This window comes from Vibrio sp. R12-SG2-ISO1 (genome assembly GCF_059834045.1).
Window position 1 is genome coordinate 1 of sequence record NZ_JCBDGO010000004.1, and the last position, 16414, is coordinate 16414.

The 16414-nt window shown below is 50.6% G+C and carries 17 protein-coding genes; 13 read left to right on the top strand and 4 right to left on the bottom strand.

Annotated features, from left to right (window positions below):
• The 7 genes from AC6R10_RS03920 to AC6R10_RS03950 all read left to right on the top strand — a co-directional run.
• Nucleotides 1-708 (top strand): type 2 periplasmic-binding domain-containing protein (locus AC6R10_RS03920; protein WP_500671515.1); only part of this gene is annotated, 708 nt, incomplete at its 5' end.
• A gap of 121 nt (nucleotides 709-829) precedes the next feature.
• The gene (locus AC6R10_RS03925; RefSeq protein WP_487903479.1) at nucleotides 830-1840 is read left to right on the top strand and encodes a carbohydrate ABC transporter permease; all 1011 of its coding nucleotides are present in this window, start codon (nucleotides 830-832) and stop codon (nucleotides 1838-1840) included.
• Entirely contained in the window at nucleotides 1840-3030 is a 1191-nt protein-coding gene (locus AC6R10_RS03930) for a carbohydrate ABC transporter permease (protein ID WP_500671516.1), read from the top strand. Before AC6R10_RS03925 ends, AC6R10_RS03930 begins: the two co-directional genes overlap by 1 nt.
• Nucleotides 3031-3057: 27 nt before the next feature.
• Nucleotides 3058-4149: an ABC transporter ATP-binding protein gene (locus AC6R10_RS03935; protein WP_500671517.1), complete on the top strand. Its 1092-nt coding sequence runs from the start codon at nucleotides 3058-3060 to the stop codon at nucleotides 4147-4149.
• Nucleotides 4150-4215: 66 nt separating this feature from the next.
• Entirely contained in the window at nucleotides 4216-5691 is a 1476-nt protein-coding gene (gene gtfA / locus AC6R10_RS03940) for a sucrose phosphorylase (protein ID WP_500671518.1), read from the top strand.
• A gap of 245 nt (nucleotides 5692-5936) precedes the next feature.
• Complete coding sequence (locus tag AC6R10_RS03945; protein ID WP_500671519.1) at nucleotides 5937-6896, top strand: phosphate/phosphite/phosphonate ABC transporter substrate-binding protein; 960 nt, start codon at nucleotides 5937-5939, stop codon at nucleotides 6894-6896.
• A 24-nt stretch (nucleotides 6897-6920) separates the two neighbouring features.
• Nucleotides 6921-9137 carry a putative bifunctional diguanylate cyclase/phosphodiesterase gene (locus AC6R10_RS03950; RefSeq protein WP_500671520.1) on the top strand — a complete coding sequence of 739 codons (2217 nt, stop codon included), beginning with the start codon at nucleotides 6921-6923 and terminating at the stop codon, nucleotides 9135-9137.
• On the opposite strand, the gene AC6R10_RS03955 is transcribed toward AC6R10_RS03950, so the two are convergent.
• Complete coding sequence (locus AC6R10_RS03955; RefSeq protein ID WP_487901550.1) at nucleotides 9138-9701, bottom strand: sugar O-acetyltransferase; 564 nt, start codon at nucleotides 9699-9701, stop codon at nucleotides 9138-9140.
• A gap of 160 nt (nucleotides 9702-9861) precedes the next feature.
• Here AC6R10_RS03955 and AC6R10_RS03960 point away from each other — a divergent pair, with 160 nt between their 5' ends.
• The 3 genes from AC6R10_RS03960 to yqfB all read left to right on the top strand — a co-directional run bounded on the left by AC6R10_RS03960 (nucleotide 9862) and on the right by yqfB (nucleotide 11951).
• The gene (locus tag AC6R10_RS03960; protein WP_500671521.1) at nucleotides 9862-10335 is read left to right on the top strand and encodes an OsmC family protein; all 474 of its coding nucleotides are present in this window, start codon (nucleotides 9862-9864) and stop codon (nucleotides 10333-10335) included.
• 87 nt (nucleotides 10336-10422) lie between these two features.
• The gene (locus AC6R10_RS03965; RefSeq protein ID WP_500671522.1) at nucleotides 10423-11622 is read left to right on the top strand and encodes a DEAD/DEAH box helicase; all 1200 of its coding nucleotides are present in this window, start codon (nucleotides 10423-10425) and stop codon (nucleotides 11620-11622) included.
• Complete coding sequence (gene yqfB, locus AC6R10_RS03970; protein ID WP_500671523.1) at nucleotides 11619-11951, top strand: N(4)-acetylcytidine aminohydrolase; 333 nt, start codon at nucleotides 11619-11621, stop codon at nucleotides 11949-11951. Before AC6R10_RS03965 ends, yqfB begins: the two co-directional genes overlap by 4 nt.
• Here yqfB and AC6R10_RS03975 read toward each other — a convergent pair.
• On the bottom strand, nucleotides 11923-12861 hold the full coding sequence (locus tag AC6R10_RS03975; RefSeq protein ID WP_500671524.1) for a DMT family transporter: 939 nt from the start codon (nucleotides 12859-12861) through the stop codon (nucleotides 11923-11925). The two genes, yqfB and AC6R10_RS03975, sit on opposite strands and share 29 nt — an antisense overlap.
• 105 nt (nucleotides 12862-12966) lie before the next feature.
• A complete protein-coding gene (locus tag AC6R10_RS03980; protein ID WP_500671525.1) occupies nucleotides 12967-13671 on the bottom strand; it encodes a helix-turn-helix domain-containing protein in 705 nt (234 codons plus the stop codon).
• 82 nt (nucleotides 13672-13753) lie between these two features.
• Here AC6R10_RS03980 and AC6R10_RS03985 point away from each other — a divergent pair, with 82 nt between their 5' ends.
• The 3 genes from AC6R10_RS03985 (at nucleotide 13754) to AC6R10_RS03995 (ending at nucleotide 16139) form a co-directional block, all read left to right on the top strand.
• Nucleotides 13754-14350, top strand: coding sequence for a TetR/AcrR family transcriptional regulator (locus tag AC6R10_RS03985; protein ID WP_334551718.1), 597 nt, complete (start codon nucleotides 13754-13756; stop codon nucleotides 14348-14350).
• Between the two features lie 133 nt (nucleotides 14351-14483).
• Nucleotides 14484-15515 carry an NADPH-dependent curcumin/dihydrocurcumin reductase gene (curA, locus tag AC6R10_RS03990; RefSeq protein WP_500671526.1) on the top strand — a complete coding sequence of 344 codons (1032 nt, stop codon included), beginning with the start codon at nucleotides 14484-14486 and terminating at the stop codon, nucleotides 15513-15515.
• Between the two features lie 9 nt (nucleotides 15516-15524).
• Nucleotides 15525-16139, top strand: coding sequence for a glutathione S-transferase family protein (locus AC6R10_RS03995; protein ID WP_500671527.1), 615 nt, complete (start codon nucleotides 15525-15527; stop codon nucleotides 16137-16139).
• Nucleotides 16140-16213: 74 nt separating this feature from the next.
• Here the strand turns inward: AC6R10_RS03995 and AC6R10_RS04000 are convergent, their stop codons facing one another.
• On the bottom strand, nucleotides 16214-16348 hold the full coding sequence (locus AC6R10_RS04000) for an entericidin EcnAB (protein ID WP_334551715.1): 135 nt from the start codon (nucleotides 16346-16348) through the stop codon (nucleotides 16214-16216).
• Nucleotides 16349-16414 lie beyond the last annotated feature (66 nt).

A 16414-nucleotide genomic window follows, 5' to 3' on the forward strand; every position in this document is an offset into this window, starting at 1 on the left:
GGCGCAACCGGCTGGCCAGCCACTGACTGGGTAGAAGACATGATGCTGCGCACCCAATCTCCCGCAGATTACGACAAATGGGTTAGCAACGAGCTGAAATTCAACGACGCGAAAGTGGTCGGCGCAATTGAAGAGTTCGGCTGGTTTGTTCGTAACGACGCCTACGTAGATGGCGGCGCGCGTGCGGTCGCTGCGACTGACTTTAGGGATTCACCAAAAGGTCTCTTTACCTCTCCGGCCAAATGTTACATGCACCGTCAAGCGTCATTCATTCCAAGCTTCTTCCCTGAAGGAACGGAACTGGGCGCGGATGCGGACTTCTTTTACTTCCCTGCTTATGAGTCGAAAGACTTAGGTAAACCGGTACTGGGTGCCGGCACCATGTGGAGCATCACCAAAGATTCCAAAGCGGCTCGCGCGTTCATGGAGTTCCTCCAATCGCCGATTGCGCATGAAATTTGGATGGCTCAGTCTGGTTTCTTAACACCGCACAAAGGCGCTAACGTGGATGCGTACGGCAACGACACCTTGAAAAAACAAGGTGAGATCTTACTTCAAGCCACAACCTTCCGCTTTGACGGCTCTGACTTGATGCCAGGTAAAATCGGCGCAGGCGCATTCTGGACAGGCATGGTCGACTACAGCGGCGGGAAATCGGCGCAAGATGTCGCCAACGACATCCAAAAAACCTGGGATGCGCTCAAATAGTTCATCTCATCCCATGCGGGCTACCTAATGTAGCCCGCTGATGAGACTGCCGTATTGATGTTCAACCCTCGACAGTCTGCTAAGCGTTTTCTGTCGGTATGGGTTCCAAGTTGAGGTCGTGATGGAGCAACTCTATTCCTCTTTATTTATCATGGCGCTAGGCGTCGCCAGTTGCGTGGTCTACTTTGTCGGCACCAACTGGTTACTTAGCGTGATCTTCCCGACTCGTCGGGTTTCCAATCAGACTATGGCGCAAAACCTGCGTCGCGCCGCAGCGATTCGCCCTTGGCTCTTTCTTGGCCCAGCGTTGGCGTTTTTGGGCCTCTACCTTATTTATCCCGTTTTTGAATCTGTGGTGTTATCACTGCACGATCGAAACGGCTTTGAGTTTGTAGGCTTGAGTAACTACACCTGGCTGTTTAACGACCCAGAGTTTCGTGAATCCTTGTTCAACAATCTGTTGTGGCTATTGGTCGTACCGGCTGCCTCGACCTTCTTTGGCTTGGTGATCGCGGCGCTGACCGATAAAGTCAGCTGGGGCAATATTGCCAAAAGCTTGATTTTTATGCCGATGGCCATCTCCTTTATCGGTGCGTCGATCATCTGGAAGTTCGTTTATGACTATCGTGCGTCAGGCTCAGAACAAATCGGTATTTTAAACGCCATCGTCGAACTGTTCGGCGGTACGGCGCAAGCATGGATTACCCTCCCTTTTTGGAATAATTTCTTTTTGATGGTGATCTTAATTTGGATTCAAACCGGCTTTGCGATGGTGATTCTCTCAGCCGCGCTGCGCGGTATTCCCGAAGAGACGGTGGAAGCGGCGGTCCTTGATGGGGCCAATGGCGTGCAAATCTTCTTCAAAATACTCATTCCACAGATTTGGGGCACCATTGCTGTGGTCTGGACCACCATCACCATCTTAGTGCTGAAAGTGTTCGATATCGTCCTTGCCATGACCAACGGTCAATGGAGTACACAGGTGCTGGCGAACATGATGTTCGACTGGATGTTTAGAGGTGGCGGTGACTTTGGCCGCGGCGCGGCGATTGCCGTGGTGATCATGGTCGCGGTTGTTCCTGTTATGGTGTGGAACATGCGCCAAGCCAGCGCTCAAATGGAGGATCGTTAATGTCTCAGCCTCAAACTACAGCACCCAATGTGAGCCAAGCCAAGTTCGGCCTGAGTAAACTTAGGCGCTCACCGCTGACCTTTCTTGTCCACCTTTCGGTGCTCGTCATCGTGATTCTTTGGACACTGCCGACCGCAGGCCTGTTTATCTCCTCATTCCGAGATAAAGATCAGCTTGCCCTGAGTGGTTGGTGGACATCCCTTACCGCATCCGAACAAAATCTCGTTGATCGCACCGGCGATCCAGACACGCAAATTCAACGGGGCGATCAGTATGTGCTTGCCGGGCAACTGCTGCTTGATGGTGAGCCTGTTGATATTAAAGCATTTGGTTTCTCCTCAAGAGAGCCGACCGCTTACCAACCCGGCGACGTGGCCGAGATGAACGACGGGACATTGACCGTCACTGAGGATGGTCACTATGAAATGGTCTCAAACGAGCCGTTCAAAGGCTCACGTGGCAAACGTATTTTCTATACCGCCGTCGTGCCGCCCAAGTTTGGCTTAGATAACTACCGCGAGGTACTGACCGCAGAGGGGATTGGACGCTCATTCATTAACTCACTCACCGTGACGATTCCCGCTACCATCATCCCGATTTTGATCGCTGCGTACGCTGCGTATGCGCTCTCTTGGATGAAGATGCCCGGTCGCAACCTGCTGATTGCTATGGTCGTTGGCTTGCTTGTGGTGCCATTGCAGATGTCACTGATCCCGTTGCTGCGTCTCTACAACGACATTGGTGCCTTCTTTGGCGTGGGCGCGAAAACCTATCTCGGTATCTGGCTTGCCCACACCGGCTTTGGTCTGCCACTGGCGATTTATCTGCTGCGCAACTACATCTCTAGCCTACCAAGGGAGATCATTGAGTCCGCCAAGGTCGACGGTGCGACAGACTTTGAGATCTTTATGCGCATCGTACTGCCACTCTCCTTCCCTGCCCTTGCCTCTTTCGGCATTTTTCAATTCCTTTGGGTATGGAATGACTTACTGGTCGCGACAGTTTTCTTAGGCACAGGAGAAGAGCACATGGTGCTCACCGCCCGCTTACGCGAACTGCTCGGCTCTCGTGGCGGTAACTGGGAGATCCTCACGGCCTCAGCCTTTGTCTCAATTGCTGTACCACTGACCGTATTTTTTGCCTTGCAGCGCTACTTAGTGCGCGGATTGCTTTCTGGCTCTGTGAAATAACCAGCCAAGGATTGAAGAGAATTGATAATGACAGGATTAACACTGACCAACGTAAAAAAAGCCTACGGTGACACCCAAGTCATTCACGGTGTCGATTTGGAGATTGATCAAGGCGAATTTATCGTCTTTGTCGGGCCATCAGGCTGTGGTAAATCCACCTTGCTGCGCATGATTGCGGGGTTGGAAGAGATCACCTCTGGTGATTTGTTTATTGAAGGGGCGAAAGTTAACGATTTGCCTGCGGCGATGCGCGGTATTGCGATGGTGTTTCAAACCTACGCTCTCTACCCGCATATGACGGTTTACGACAACATGGCGTTTGCGATGCGCATCGCGAAAGAGTCAAAAGAAGCGATCCATGAGCGAGTAATGGAAGCCGCGCGCATGCTGCAACTAGAACCTTACCTCGACCGTTTACCGAAAGCGCTGTCCGGTGGGCAAAGACAGCGAGTAGCGATTGGCCGCGCGATTGTACGCCAACCAAAAGTCTTCCTTTTTGATGAGCCACTCTCTAACCTCGATGCGGCGCTGCGGGTACAAACTCGTATTGAGATCGCCAACTTAAAAGAGGAGCTCAAGCAAACCACGATGATCTACGTGACGCACGATCAGGTCGAGGCCATGACGCTCGCTGATCGCATTGTGGTACTGTCAGCAGGCAAGATTGAACAGGTCGGCACCCCACTGGAACTCTACACCAATCCAGCGAACGTGTTTGTTGCGCGCTTTATTGGCTCACCTGCGATGAACATCAGCCCAGTCACTCTCGAAGCGGCAGGCAGCGAGTCTCAAATCAAAGCCGAAAGCGGCCTCACCATTACCGTCCCGATCGCAGCGCAGAGCGCATTAGTTGGTGACACCTTGCAAATGGGCATTCGTCCAGAAGATTGTCGCGTCGCCGCAGAGGGGCAAGAACTGATGACGGGCACGGTGCTGTTTGTCGAATCGCTCGGTGAAGTCACGCTGCTGCACATTCAGCTGCCCAATCATGATGAGTCCATCGTCGCGAAACTGCCGGGTATTCTCGACTATCACAAAGGCGAGCAAATTAAACTGACGGCCGAGCCCGATAAGATTCACTTGTTCAACCAACAAGGTATCTCACTGAAACATCTGTAGTGTGTCTATCGCTCACCCTGTTTGAACAAGAGAGTTTGGACAAGAGAGCGTAAAAAAGAGAATCCGATGAAAAACCAAGTTCAGTTAATCACGTACACAGACCGCCTAACGGGTGGCGGTCTTCATGCGCTGCGCAACACACTCAGCAACACGTTGAGCGACCTCTTTGGCGGCGTGCATATTTTGCCGTTCTATTACCCAATTGATGGTAGCGACGCGGGATTTGATCCCATTGACCATGCTCAAATCGACCCAAGGCTTGGCGATTGGCCCGATCTCAACGCACTTGGCAAAGACGTTGAAATCATGGCCGACCTTATCGTCAACCATGCCTCTGGCCAATCACCCGAGTTTTTGGATGTGCTGGAGAAAGGCGAAGCCTCTGAGTATTGGTCGATGTTTCTTAAAGAGCGCGATCTGTTTCCCAATGGCATCAGTGAAGAGCAAGCTAAGCGGATCTATCGCCCTCGTCCGGGCAGTTGTTTTAGCGCAAAAAACCTCGCCAGCGGCGAATCCGTCAACTTTTGGACCACTTTCACTGACAACCAAATCGACATCAATGTGGAAACGCAAGCGGGTCAAGCATACCTTGAGCGCGTACTAACCCTATTTGCTGATAACGGTGTAAAAATCATTCGCCTTGACGCTGCAGGCTATGCGATTAAACGCGCGGGCACCTCCTGTTTTATGATTGAGGATACCTTTGCGTTTATCGATGCCTTATCCAAGCGCGCCAACGCACTTGGCATGGAGACCGTGGCGGAAATTCATAGCCACTATAAAACCCAAATTGACGTGGCGAGCAAAGTCAATCGTGTCTACGACTTCGCCCTGCCGCCACTGGTCCTACACACCCTCTACAGCCATAATGTCGAGGCGTTGGTCAAGTGGCTGACGATCGCGCCACGAAACTGTTTAACCGTGCTCGATACACACGATGGCATCGGCATCATCGACGCTGGTCCTGAAGGTGACAAACCGGGGTTACTCAACGCCGAACAAATCGATCGGCTCGTCGAGACCATTCATCAAAAGAGCCAAGGAGAGAGTCTGCAGGCAACAGGTAGCGCAGCGAATAACCTCGATCTCTATCAAGTCAATTGTAGCTACTATGACGCACTAGGACGATGCGATTTTGATTATTTGGTGGCGAGAGCCATTCAGTTCTTCAGCCCCGGCGTTCCTCAAGTCTACTACGGCGGTTTGTTGGCGATGCACAACGACATGGCCCTGCTCCATCGTACTCAAGTGGGTCGAGACATCAATCGCCCTTACCTCACACCAGCGCAGCTAGCCGCTGAACGAGGTAAGCCTGTCGTCAACGCCTTGTGTGAACTGATTCGATTGCGTAATCGCAGCGCCGCGTTTGATGGTAGTTTTAGCGTGGCTGGCGAGGGTTCAAGCCTTACGATGGAATGGGTTCATTTAGACAGTCACGCAACGCTGCAACTTGATTTGGCAACTCGCAGAGCGCAGATTCACCTTGAGGATGCGGGCAATATACGCACGTTCGATTTGCAAACGTGGCTAGACGAGCGTTAAGCATTCTGCGGCCTTCACCCCACTCTATAAACTCATTGAACTGGCTTCTCGGCATGAGAAGCCTTTTTCTTCCTAGCATTTACATTGTAAACCGTGAACTTTCGCTCAAGCTTGATGAGCAATTTATCATTCATATTGCTCAATATTAGGAGTCACACTAGACTTAATTTATTAAGTCAGTTGTTCATTTGTTTAAAACACTGCGCAGACAGTTACGTGTATCTTCTTCAAATAAGGGGAGAGTTATGACACCACGCCACTGGATTAACATTGCCCTTACCGCCTTGTCCGTCGCGTTGCTGTTGAGTTTACCTCGCGTATTCGCGAGCGAATCACCTGAGATTACGCGTGAGCAAACCCTTATTCTTGGCACGCTTAGCTCGAACCCGAAGAAAGCCTTTAAACGTGCGCAGCCCTTTGCCGATTACTTAGCGGCGAACCTCCATCAACACGGTATTGTGCAAGCCAAAGTCGTGGTGGCCAAAACCAACCTTCAGCTATCCAATTGGGTCAAAAGCGGCCAAGTGGATATCGTGTCAGAGACGGTGTATGCCTCAGACGATCTCATTAAGTACAGCCATGCTGAAATGATTGCGCGTCGCTGGAAAAACGGGGTGGCCAACTACGCCTCGCTGTTTTTCGTTCATCAAGACTCCGACATCCATACCTTGGATGATTTGGTGGGCAAAGTGATTGTCTTTGAGGATCGTAACTCCACCAGCGCATTTCTAATTCCTATCTCTGCGCTCATAGAACAAGGCTATCCGCTGCATGAAGTGACTTCACCGCGCGATCTGCCGCCTACAGATAAAATTGGCTACTTCTTTTCCGATGAGTTCTCATCTGCGGGTGGTGAGTCCAATATGATGAGTTGGGTACATCGTAAAATCGTGTCCGCGGCGGCGTTCAGTGATATCGACTGGGAGAAAGAAATTCCTGCACCAATCAAAGAGCAGTTGCGCGTCATCTACACGAGCCCCTCTGTGCCGCGTGCGTTTATGCTCGTTCGACCCGATATGGATCCTGTTCTCAAACAAGCGATAAGCCAAGTCCTGTTCTTGGCAGACCAAGACCCTAGCGCCGCGCTGCCACTCAAAAAATACAAGGAGACAGCAAAGTTTGACCCCATTACCGACGACATAGAACAGAGCATCGTCTGGTCTTTGCAACAGAAAGCCCTCGTCGACCAATATCTAGGTCGTTAGTGACCAGCATTACGAGGCAATAGGATGAAACTCAAGAGTAAACTGGTCGTGGGTAATATGCTCGCCGTGATTCTCACACTAGGGAGCTTTGTACTCTCTCAATGGCTCATCAACAGCCATTATAATGCCAAGGTACTAGAAGAAAACGGACAGCACATGGCGCAGCGTTTTATCGGCTATGCAAAAAGCCAAGCCGAACAGACCATGAGCTATCTCACTGAAGCGCTGCTTAACCCTATGTACTTTTACGATTTGGATGGGATTGAGCGGATTTTGGAACCGACGCTGCAAAACGTCTCTACGCTCGAAGTCAAAGTGTATGATTTCAATGGTACCGTCATTCACAGAGGCAGTCGAGAAGGCGACGCCTATGGCATGCCCCTGAATGATACCAATGTCGAACAAACGACGCTTGGCAAACAGATGGAGTATCTGCGCCATGAAAGGAATAGACTCGTTATCGCCCGCCCACTGATTCTTAATCAGGAGCTACTTGGCGGTGTGATGATGGTGTACTCATTGACCGCAATACAACGTGACATCGCTGAAAACCAAGAGATCATTCAACAAATTAACCAAGCCAGCACAGAGCACAGCACCTTTTTAATTGTGGTGGTCACTGCGGTGATGTGCCTCGTCAGTTTTGTGATTTCAATTGTCATGGCCAACACCTTAATCAAACCCATCACAAAACTGGTGCGTCACTCTCAGCGTATCAGCCGGGGTCACTATCAAAATCTGAATAACATTGAGCGTGGTGATGAGCTTGGTGAGCTAGCCAAAGCCTTTAATGAAATGGACAATAATCTCAAAGAACGCAGTGATGCCATTCAATTTTTAGCTTACAACGATCCACTGACAAAACTACCCAATCGCACCCAGTTTTTGGGCTTTTTAGAGGGGTTGTTGGAGCAGCACCGCGTGAAGCCCCTGACGTTCGCGATTCTTTTCCTCGACTTGGATGAATTTAAACGCATCAACGACAACTTGGGCCATCAAGCGGGCGATGAGTTATTATGCAGCGTCGCGAGTAAAATTAGCGAGAACTTACGTCACAGCGATTTTGTCGCGAATCTACTCAGTCGTCACGCCAAAGAAAATAGCCTAATTGCCCGCGTCGGCGGGGACGAGTTTTTACTCTGTATTCCTCACATTGATCAACACGCAGCCGGTGACATCGCGCAGCGCCTGGTACACCTGTTTGAAGAACCGATATTACTCCAAGGGGTCAACGAATCCGTGGTAGTTGGAGCAAGTGTTGGTATTGCCCTCTTCCCTGCCAACGGCCAAAGCGCCGAGGAGTTGGTCAAAAACGCCGACATCGCGATGTACGCCGCCAAAACGCAAGGCAAAGGGCGTTACTGCCATTTCACCGCAGAGATGGAATATCAAGTACTCAATCGCGGCGTGATTGAACGAGAGTTGCGGACGGCAATCATCGACTTTTCTCAGTTTGAAATCCACTACCAGCCGAAAGTAAATATGCAAACAGGTCGAGTCATCGGCGTTGAAGCGCTGATTCGCTGGAATCACCCAGCCAGAGGGTTAATCGCGCCAAGCGAGTTTATCCCCGTCGCGGAATCCACTGGGCTGATTCTACCCCTCGGCCAGTGGATTATGGAAGAAGTGTGTCTGGCACTGAACAAGTGGCATCAGTTGCCGCACACGGATAATTTTCATGTTGCGATTAACCTCTCAGCCAAACAGATTTACAACCAAGATATTGCCGCACGCCTAGCTGAGTTGGTCGACAAACATCAACTTCATGCTTCGCACCTGCACGTCGAGGTGACGGAAACCGCCTTAATGCTCGACATGGACAAAGCCAAAACAACGCTGGATAAAATCCGCCAATTGGGTATTGAAGTATGGTTGGATGACTTTGGGACAGGTTACGCGTCGCTCGCCTATCTAAGAGAGTTCAACGTCGATGGTTTGAAAATCGACCGCAGCTTTGTGTCTGATATTGAAGAGGATGAGAATGATCGCGCGTTGTGCTCGGCCGTGATTTCAATGGCTCAGCAGATGAATATCAAAGTGGTGGCTGAAGGCATAGAAACCGCGCTGCAAGCACGCTACTTACTCAGCGAGCAGTGTGAACTCGGCCAAGGGTATCTTTATTCGAAACCTGTTTACGCAGAGGCCATCAGCCGCATTCTCTACCAACAAGCAGAAGAAATGAGCGCCGGGAAGAGCGCCACGCTCTCCGTGGTTCCCCCGACGCTTCGAGATCATGGCTAACTAGCGCTGCTCAATCTCGCGAATCACGCGGCACGGGTTACCAGCGGCAACCACATTCGCCGGAACATCTTTCGTCACAACACTGCCCGCCCCGATAACCGTGTTATCACCAATGGTGACTCCTGGGCAAACAATCACACCACCGCCTAGCCAGACGTTATCACCAATGGTTATCGTGGTACCAAACTCAACGCCCTCTTCGACACGCCCTTTGACATCCAACGGGTGACCTGCGGTGTAAAGCTGAACATTGGGGGCGAGCAACACATTATCGCCAATGTACACCGGCGCCACATCCAAAATCACGCAGTTAAAGTTAGCGTAGAAGTTTTTACCCACATGAATATTACTGCCGTAATCACAACGAAACGGCGGCTCTAAATAGGCCTCTCCCGCATCAGGCAGCAAGCTGTCGATCGCCTCGCGCCATTCTGGGCTGTTGGGAATCGTGTTGTTGAGCTTGAGTAAGTGCTCTCTACAACGGATGCGCTCTTGGTAGAGTGTCTCGTCCCACGCATTGTACGGCTCACCAGCGAGCATTTTTTGTTTTTCGGTTTTGTTCATGATGACTCCTAGCCAAAAGTCGGTGATTTGCTGTCACTTTACGCGGGTTACTGTTTCGCTGCACAGCACAACCAACGAGGTGTGACATATATCGCTCTGATTCAACAAGGAAACTCTGTTAACCTAACAGCAAGATTCACCCACATGGATGAGAGACCCAATGGCTAAGCATATCGCGACGGTGGAATGGCAAAGAGCACCCGATGAACCATTTAGTGACAATCAGTACCATCGCAGTCATCAATGGCATTTTGATGGCGGCGCTGTGATTGACGCGTCCTCCTCACCTCACGTTGTCCCTTTACCCTATTCGACAGAAGCCAACGTCGATCCTGAAGAAGCCTTTATTGCCGCTATCTCCAGTTGTCATATGCTGACGTTTCTTGGCATTGCGGCCAAACAACGTTTCGTCGTTGACCATTACCGCGATGCAGCGGTGGGAAAACTGGAGGAAAACAGCCAAGGCTATAGCTCAGTGACGCAAGTGATTCTCTCTCCTCGTGTGATCTTCACCGGTGAGAAACGGCCCACTCGTCAACAGCTGGAAAAATTGCACCACTTAGCGCACCAACACTGCTTTATCGCCAACTCCGTCACCACCGAGATTATCACTCACATCGACACGGCCGAATAGGTCGTCTCGTGGCGTATTCATGTTACAATCCGCCTCAGCATTTAGGTTGCCCTGTGCGGTAGCCACCCACAACTACAGAGTATCATCATGGCGTTTTCTCACCTTGGCCTCAGCGAGCCGTTGGTTCGTGCAATTGACGAACTGGGCTACAGTAAACCGACCCAAATTCAAACCAAAGCTGTCCCTGTCATTTTACGTGGCGACGATTTAATCGCCGCGGCTCAGACCGGTACAGGTAAAACCGCCAGTTTTGTCTGGCCAATTTTGGAGCGACTCGCCCAAGGAGAGACTCAGCGTAAAAAACGTTTTCGTGCGTTAATTCTGGCGCCAACCCGCGAGTTGGCCGAGCAGATTGATGAAAAAATCCGCCACTACAGTCGCCACATGCCGCTCACCTCTGTCGCCCTGTTTGGTGGTGTGGATGATAAAGCGCAAAAGCAGGCGTTGATCGAAGGCGTTGACATTGTGGTGGCCACACCGGGGCGCTTACTCGATTTATATGGCCAGCGCGCCGCCTATTTTGAAGAGGTCGAAGTGTTGGTGCTGGATGAAGCGGATCGCATGTTAGACATGGGCTTTATTGACGATCTGAACAAAATTCTCGACCGACTGCCAACCGATATTCAGCATCTCTTGTTTTCAGCGACCCTATCCAACAAAGTCCGAGAGCTTGCCAAGACGGCGGTTCACGATCCGTTTGAAATCAGTATTGCCGCCAATCAGGCATCGAAAAAGAACATTGAGCAGTGGCTGATTACCGTTGATAAAGACAAAAAATCGGCCCTGTTGAGCCATCTCATCAAAGAGAACGACTGGGACCAAGCGCTGATTTTTATTGAGACCAAACATGGCGCGGCTAAACTCGCCGATCAATTGGCCAAACGCGGCATTGACGCTGAAGCGTTTCATAGTGGTCGTAGTCAATCGATAAGAAAGCAGCTATTAGCGGATTTCAAAGCCGGTAAAATCCGTTACATGATCGCTACTGGCGTGGGCGCACGCGGGATCGATATTGAAGGGCTGACACGGGTGATTAACTACGACCTGCCTTTCCCTGCCGATGAGTACGTCCATCGCATTGGCCGAACCGGTCGCGCCGATGCCCAAGGTGAGGCGATCTCGTTTGTCTCTAAAGATAACTTTAAGAACCTGTGCATGATTGAGAGCCGCTTAGGTCACTTGATTGAACGACGCGAAGTGGAAGGCTTTGAGCCACGCAAGCCGGTGCCGATTTCGATCCTCAACTATGTGCCGAAACATAAACGTCAACCTAAGGAAGAGTCATGAGTCACCCAGCCATCAGTCATCCTACCAAGATGACGTTTTTCGAGTTCTTGACACCGCTGGTGGCACAAGGGAAAAAGACCATCACGATTCGAGATGAAGCTGAATCCCATTATGTGCCTGGCACTGAGGTCGAGGTGTTGACACTCGAGACGCAGCAGAGCGTTTGCACCATCCGCATTCTTTCTGTGGAGCCACTGCGCTACGACGACATCAACGAATTTCACGCAGAGCAAGAGCACCTACCGTTGCCTGAGCTGAAAACCTTGATTCGTGACATCTACCCCGATCTGAATCAACTGTTTATGATTCGTTTTGAGCGAGTGGCATAGCCTTTTTCACTCGCCCTGTGCGTGTCTGAATCAGTAGGCACGCACTGATCAACCCTAGTCCGACCCAGCCTTGAATGCTGAGCCTCTCACCTAGAAACATCACAGCCAGCAGAGCCGCCACCAAAGGCTCAAACAGAGTGAGTAATGTCGCCGTGCGCACTTCGACACTGCGCAAGCCCAAACCAAACAACAGGTAGCCGACAAACATCGGGATCAAAGCCATATAGAGAGCGACAGCGCTGTTGATTCCTGATGCAAACAGGGCACTTCCCGTCCAAAATAGCGTAGGCAGCAACAAACATGCACCAAGGCCGAAAATCGCCCCCATCGCACTTTGGGATCGTACACCCAAGGTAATAAGCTGCTTGGCTGCCAGTGAATAACCGGCATAACTCGCCGCTGCCACTAACCCCAACACAACACCGAATGTAAAACGCCCATTGCCCAAGGTGTTCACGCCATCACCTTTGGTTAGGGTTAACAGCATGACCCCAATCGCCCCAAAAGCGAAACTGATTAGCCATTGTGTCGATAGCGCTTTAACCGTGCCAAAAAGACGCTCAAAACAGACGGTAAACAGTGGCGCAGTGGCAATAGAAACCACCGTCCCTATCGCAACACCTGACCACCGCATCGAGGTATAAAACGCCAATGGATACAAGGTTAAAGCCAACGCGCCCAAAATCAGCGTACCAACATGTTGGCGCAAAATTGCCAAGTCTTTTATGAGTGTGGGAACAGCGATAAGCGCCAGAAGTAATCCGCCCAATCCCATCGCAAAGGCACCGATCGCTAACGGGTGAATGGTCGGAGCGAGCGCCGCAGCGCTGCCAGTGGTTCCCCAAAGTAAGGAAGCGAATAGGATGGCACCAATAGATTGCCATTGTGAAGAAGAAACGTGAGCAGACATTGCCTAATCCAAGCCAGAAATACTCCATTTAGCTTACGGCAAGCCTAAGATATCCAATGTGCAGAAAGGACGGTTTATTCGGTTATTCTGATGATTATGGCGCTGTTAGAGATGACGTACTTGCTTCGGTGACAGTGAAAAGTGCACCTGAAATCGCCGCGAGAATGCCGACGCGTCTTGATAACCACACTGCTCTGCAATTCGAGCAATACTTAAGTCGGTGTGAGTCAATAGTGCATGAGCTCGTGACATACGCTCTGCCGTGATATACGCGTGAACGGTTTGTCCGGTGTGCTTTTTGAATTGCGATTTAAATTGTGTCGCACTCAAACAGGCGATGCGACTGAGAGATTCAATGCCCATCGGCGCATCGATATGAGCACTGATGTGCGCTTTCACCCTCTGAATTCGGGCATCCCCACTGCGCTGCATTTCTTGTCGTGCTAGCAGCGATGTAAACAGTTCAAATGCTTGACTTTCCAAAGGCGTATCAACAGCCTGCTCCAGTTGCGCTGCGAGAAACTCAATGTAGTGCTGAAGTGGTGTCGAGATTGAGAACACCGGCATCTTGGCAGTCAGTAAGGGCTCTGGCAACGTGTCGCTATCCACGACTAAAAAACGGGCGGCTTCATCGGCTCGGAAGATGTGCTCAAGTGTTTTCTTCACCACCACACACTCTCCCGGCGAAACCTTTCCGCGATAGTCTTCAAGCTCAATATCAATCGCTCCGCTTAGCGGCAGAACCAATTGATGATAAGTGTGCCAATGACCGCGTTTTTGTTTGGTGTATGAGCGAACACTGATGTCCATACTGTTCCTTGTCCCACTGCATGAGCAGCTCATTGATTGACGCACTAGACGACTGGTCTAGTTTTACACTATAGTAGCGGCCATGAACGCAAAAACACAAGATACTCGTCAGCACATTCTCAATATTGGCTATCAGTTGGTGGTCAATAAGGGCTTTACCGCCGTGGGGTTGTCTGAACTGCTGAGCACCGCCCAAGTGCCGAAAGGCTCTTTTTATCACTATTTCAAATCGAAAGAGCAGTTTGGCGAGGCGCTAATTAGCGAATACATTCGTGAGTACATGGCGCGCAGCAACGCGATATTAACTCAGACCGATCTGAACGGTTTTGAAAGACTCGTTCACTACTTCTCTCGCTGGCTGGAGAAAGATTCAGGCACCTGCAATGCAAACCGCTGTCTTGTGGTCAAGTTGAGTGCCGAAGTCGCCGATTTATCCGAGCCGATGCGTCAATCGCTCGCCAAAGGCGCAGAAATGGTGATCGAAAGCCTTGCTCGCTGTATTGAAGTGGGCATTGACGATGGCTCAGTCCAGGTAGTCAACGCACATGCCACGGCCACGCAGTTATATCAACAATGGTTAGGTGCGAGTTTGCTCAACAAGCTTGTGCAAGATGAAACCCATCTTGAGCTGTGTTTACTTAGCTCCAAAGCCTTGCTGGGTAATCCAGCCGTCAAGTAGCGCTGGCTCATCACACTTTGCTCCCCCGTTATCGACTATGCTGGTAGCGGGATTTTTTGGCCACATAACTAGACGACTGGTCTAATAACATAACTAAGACGTACTTTATGTCATGTCTACACAGGAGAACATCATGTCAGATTCCATTAACCGACGCGTAGTGCTTGCATCTCGCCCCAATGGCGCCCCCACTGCGGATAATTTTCGTCTAGAGACAACGGACATTCCAAGCCCAGCAGAGGGCGAAGTCCTGTTGCGCAGTGTTTATCTCTCCCTTGACCCGTACATGCGCGGGCGGATGAGTGATGCAAAATCCTACGCAGACCCGGTTGCTATCGGTGACACCATGGTCGCAAGTACCGTGTGTCAGGTCATCGAATCTCGCCACGATCAGTTTAAAAACGGTGATTGGGTGCTGGCCTACAGCGGATGGCAAGATTACGCACTGTCAAATGGCGAAGGCCTAATCAACATGGGCCAAAACCCGGCGCACCCTTCCTATGCGCTCGGCGTAATGGGCATGCCTGGCTTTACCGCTTACATGGGCCTACTTGATATTGGCGCCCCAAAAGAAGGCGACACGCTGGTCGTGGCTGCCGCCACTGGCGCGGTCGGTTCTATGGTTGGCCAAATCGGTAAATTGAAAGGTTGTTACGTTGTCGGTGTAGCCGGCGGAGAAGAAAAATGCCGTTATGCGGTGGAGCAGCTTGGCTTTGATGCGTGCATCGACCATAAAGCGGACGACTTCGCTGAGCAACTCGCCACGCATTGTTCAAAAGGCATTGATATCTACTTTGAAAACGTTGGCGGTAAAGTGTTTGACGCTGTTATGCCATTGCTCAACACTGGCGCGCGCGTACCATTGTGTGGCCTTATCTCACAGTACAACGCCACCTCTTTGCCACAAGGGCCAGATCGCCTGTCGATGTTGATGGGGCAATTGCTCGTTAAACGCATCAAGATGCAAGGCTTCATCATTTTTGATGATTACGGTCACCGTTATGGTGAGTTCGCTCAAGATATGAATCGTTGGCTGGCAGAAGGTAAGATTCACTACAAAGAGCACATGGTAGAAGGGCTAGACAACGCGCCTGATGCCTTTATTGGCCTACTCGAAGGGAAAAACTTCGGTAAGCTGGTCGTTAAAACCAACGAGCCGGTATAAGGAGTCGTCATGATTACGCTGCACCACCTAAACCAATCGCGCTCTAAGCGCATCATTTGGCTACTAGAAGAGCTGAATCTTGAGTATAAAATCGTGCCTTATCAACGTGATAACGTCACGTTTCTCGCGCCACCTGAACTCAAAAGTGTTCACCCTTTGGGTAAATCGCCCGTCATTGAAGACAAAGGAGTGGTGATCGCTGAATCTGGGGCCATTACAGAGTACCTGATCCAACGTTACGGACCACATCTCGCGCCCAAATCAGACAGCGATGACTATGTCGATTACCTGCAATGGCTGCATTTTGCGGAAAGCTCAGCGGCGCTGCCCTTGCTTCTGAAAATGTTTGTCGCCAAAGATGGTGCGCAGACCAACTTCCTTGCCGGGTACGCCGATCTTGAGTTAGATAAGGTGATGAGTTACGTCAATCAACGTTTAGACGGTAAACGTTACTTGGTCGCCGACACCCTCACCGGTGCGGATATCATGATGTCTTTCATCGTGGAAATCTTAACCAAGTTCGGACTACTGGAGCGCTACCCTCATATCGCTACCTACGCCAAGCAACTTGCGACTCACGACAAGTTCAATAAAGCGGAGCAGTTAGAAGCGCAATATGGTTAAACCGTAGGCGTTAGCACCGTTAGATATCAAAACGCCGCCCCTTTTAGTCACTAAAAGGGCGGCGTTTTCTTTGGTTATTCTGTCGCTTCGTGAATCGCTTCTTTGGTGTCCTTCCATACTTTGGAGGAGTCTTCTTTCACTCCTTCCCAGGTATTGGAACAACCAGCGAGAAGTAAGACAAGCGTTGCAATCATGGCAGAGAGTTTCATCGTTAATCCTTTACAATTCCGCGTTTGTTTCGACAAAGTAGATTAACCAAGTTATGGATAGCAAAA

Bases quoted from the DNA above. Each gene is read 5' to 3' on its own strand.
- AC6R10_RS03960 (WP_500671521.1), top strand. From the start codon at position 9,862: ATGGCTAAGCATATCGCGACGGTGGAATGGCAAAGAGCACCCGATGAA.
- AC6R10_RS03980 (WP_500671525.1), bottom strand. From the start codon at position 13,671: ATGGACATCAGTGTTCGCTCATACACCAAACAAAAACGCGGTCATTGG.
- curA (WP_500671526.1), top strand. From the start codon at position 14,484: ATGTCAGATTCCATTAACCGACGCGTAGTGCTTGCATCTCGCCCCAAT.
- yqfB (WP_500671523.1), top strand. From the start codon at position 11,619: ATGAGTCACCCAGCCATCAGTCATCCTACCAAGATGACGTTTTTCGAG.
- AC6R10_RS04000 (WP_334551715.1), bottom strand. From the start codon at position 16,348: ATGAAACTCTCTGCCATGATTGCAACGCTTGTCTTACTTCTCGCTGGT.
- AC6R10_RS03955 (WP_487901550.1), bottom strand. From the start codon at position 9,701: ATGAACAAAACCGAAAAACAAAAAATGCTCGCTGGTGAGCCGTACAAT.
- gtfA (WP_500671518.1), top strand. From the start codon at position 4,216: ATGAAAAACCAAGTTCAGTTAATCACGTACACAGACCGCCTAACGGGT.
- AC6R10_RS03995 (WP_500671527.1), top strand. From the start codon at position 15,525: ATGATTACGCTGCACCACCTAAACCAATCGCGCTCTAAGCGCATCATT.
- AC6R10_RS03945 (WP_500671519.1), top strand. From the start codon at position 5,937: ATGACACCACGCCACTGGATTAACATTGCCCTTACCGCCTTGTCCGTC.
- AC6R10_RS03975 (WP_500671524.1), bottom strand. From the start codon at position 12,861: ATGTCTGCTCACGTTTCTTCTTCACAATGGCAATCTATTGGTGCCATC.
- AC6R10_RS03935 (WP_500671517.1), top strand. From the start codon at position 3,058: ATGACAGGATTAACACTGACCAACGTAAAAAAAGCCTACGGTGACACC.
- AC6R10_RS03965 (WP_500671522.1), top strand. From the start codon at position 10,423: ATGGCGTTTTCTCACCTTGGCCTCAGCGAGCCGTTGGTTCGTGCAATT.
- AC6R10_RS03985 (WP_334551718.1), top strand. From the start codon at position 13,754: ATGAACGCAAAAACACAAGATACTCGTCAGCACATTCTCAATATTGGC.
- AC6R10_RS03925 (WP_487903479.1), top strand. From the start codon at position 830: ATGGAGCAACTCTATTCCTCTTTATTTATCATGGCGCTAGGCGTCGCC.
- AC6R10_RS03950 (WP_500671520.1), top strand. From the start codon at position 6,921: ATGAAACTCAAGAGTAAACTGGTCGTGGGTAATATGCTCGCCGTGATT.
- AC6R10_RS03930 (WP_500671516.1), top strand. From the start codon at position 1,840: ATGTCTCAGCCTCAAACTACAGCACCCAATGTGAGCCAAGCCAAGTTC.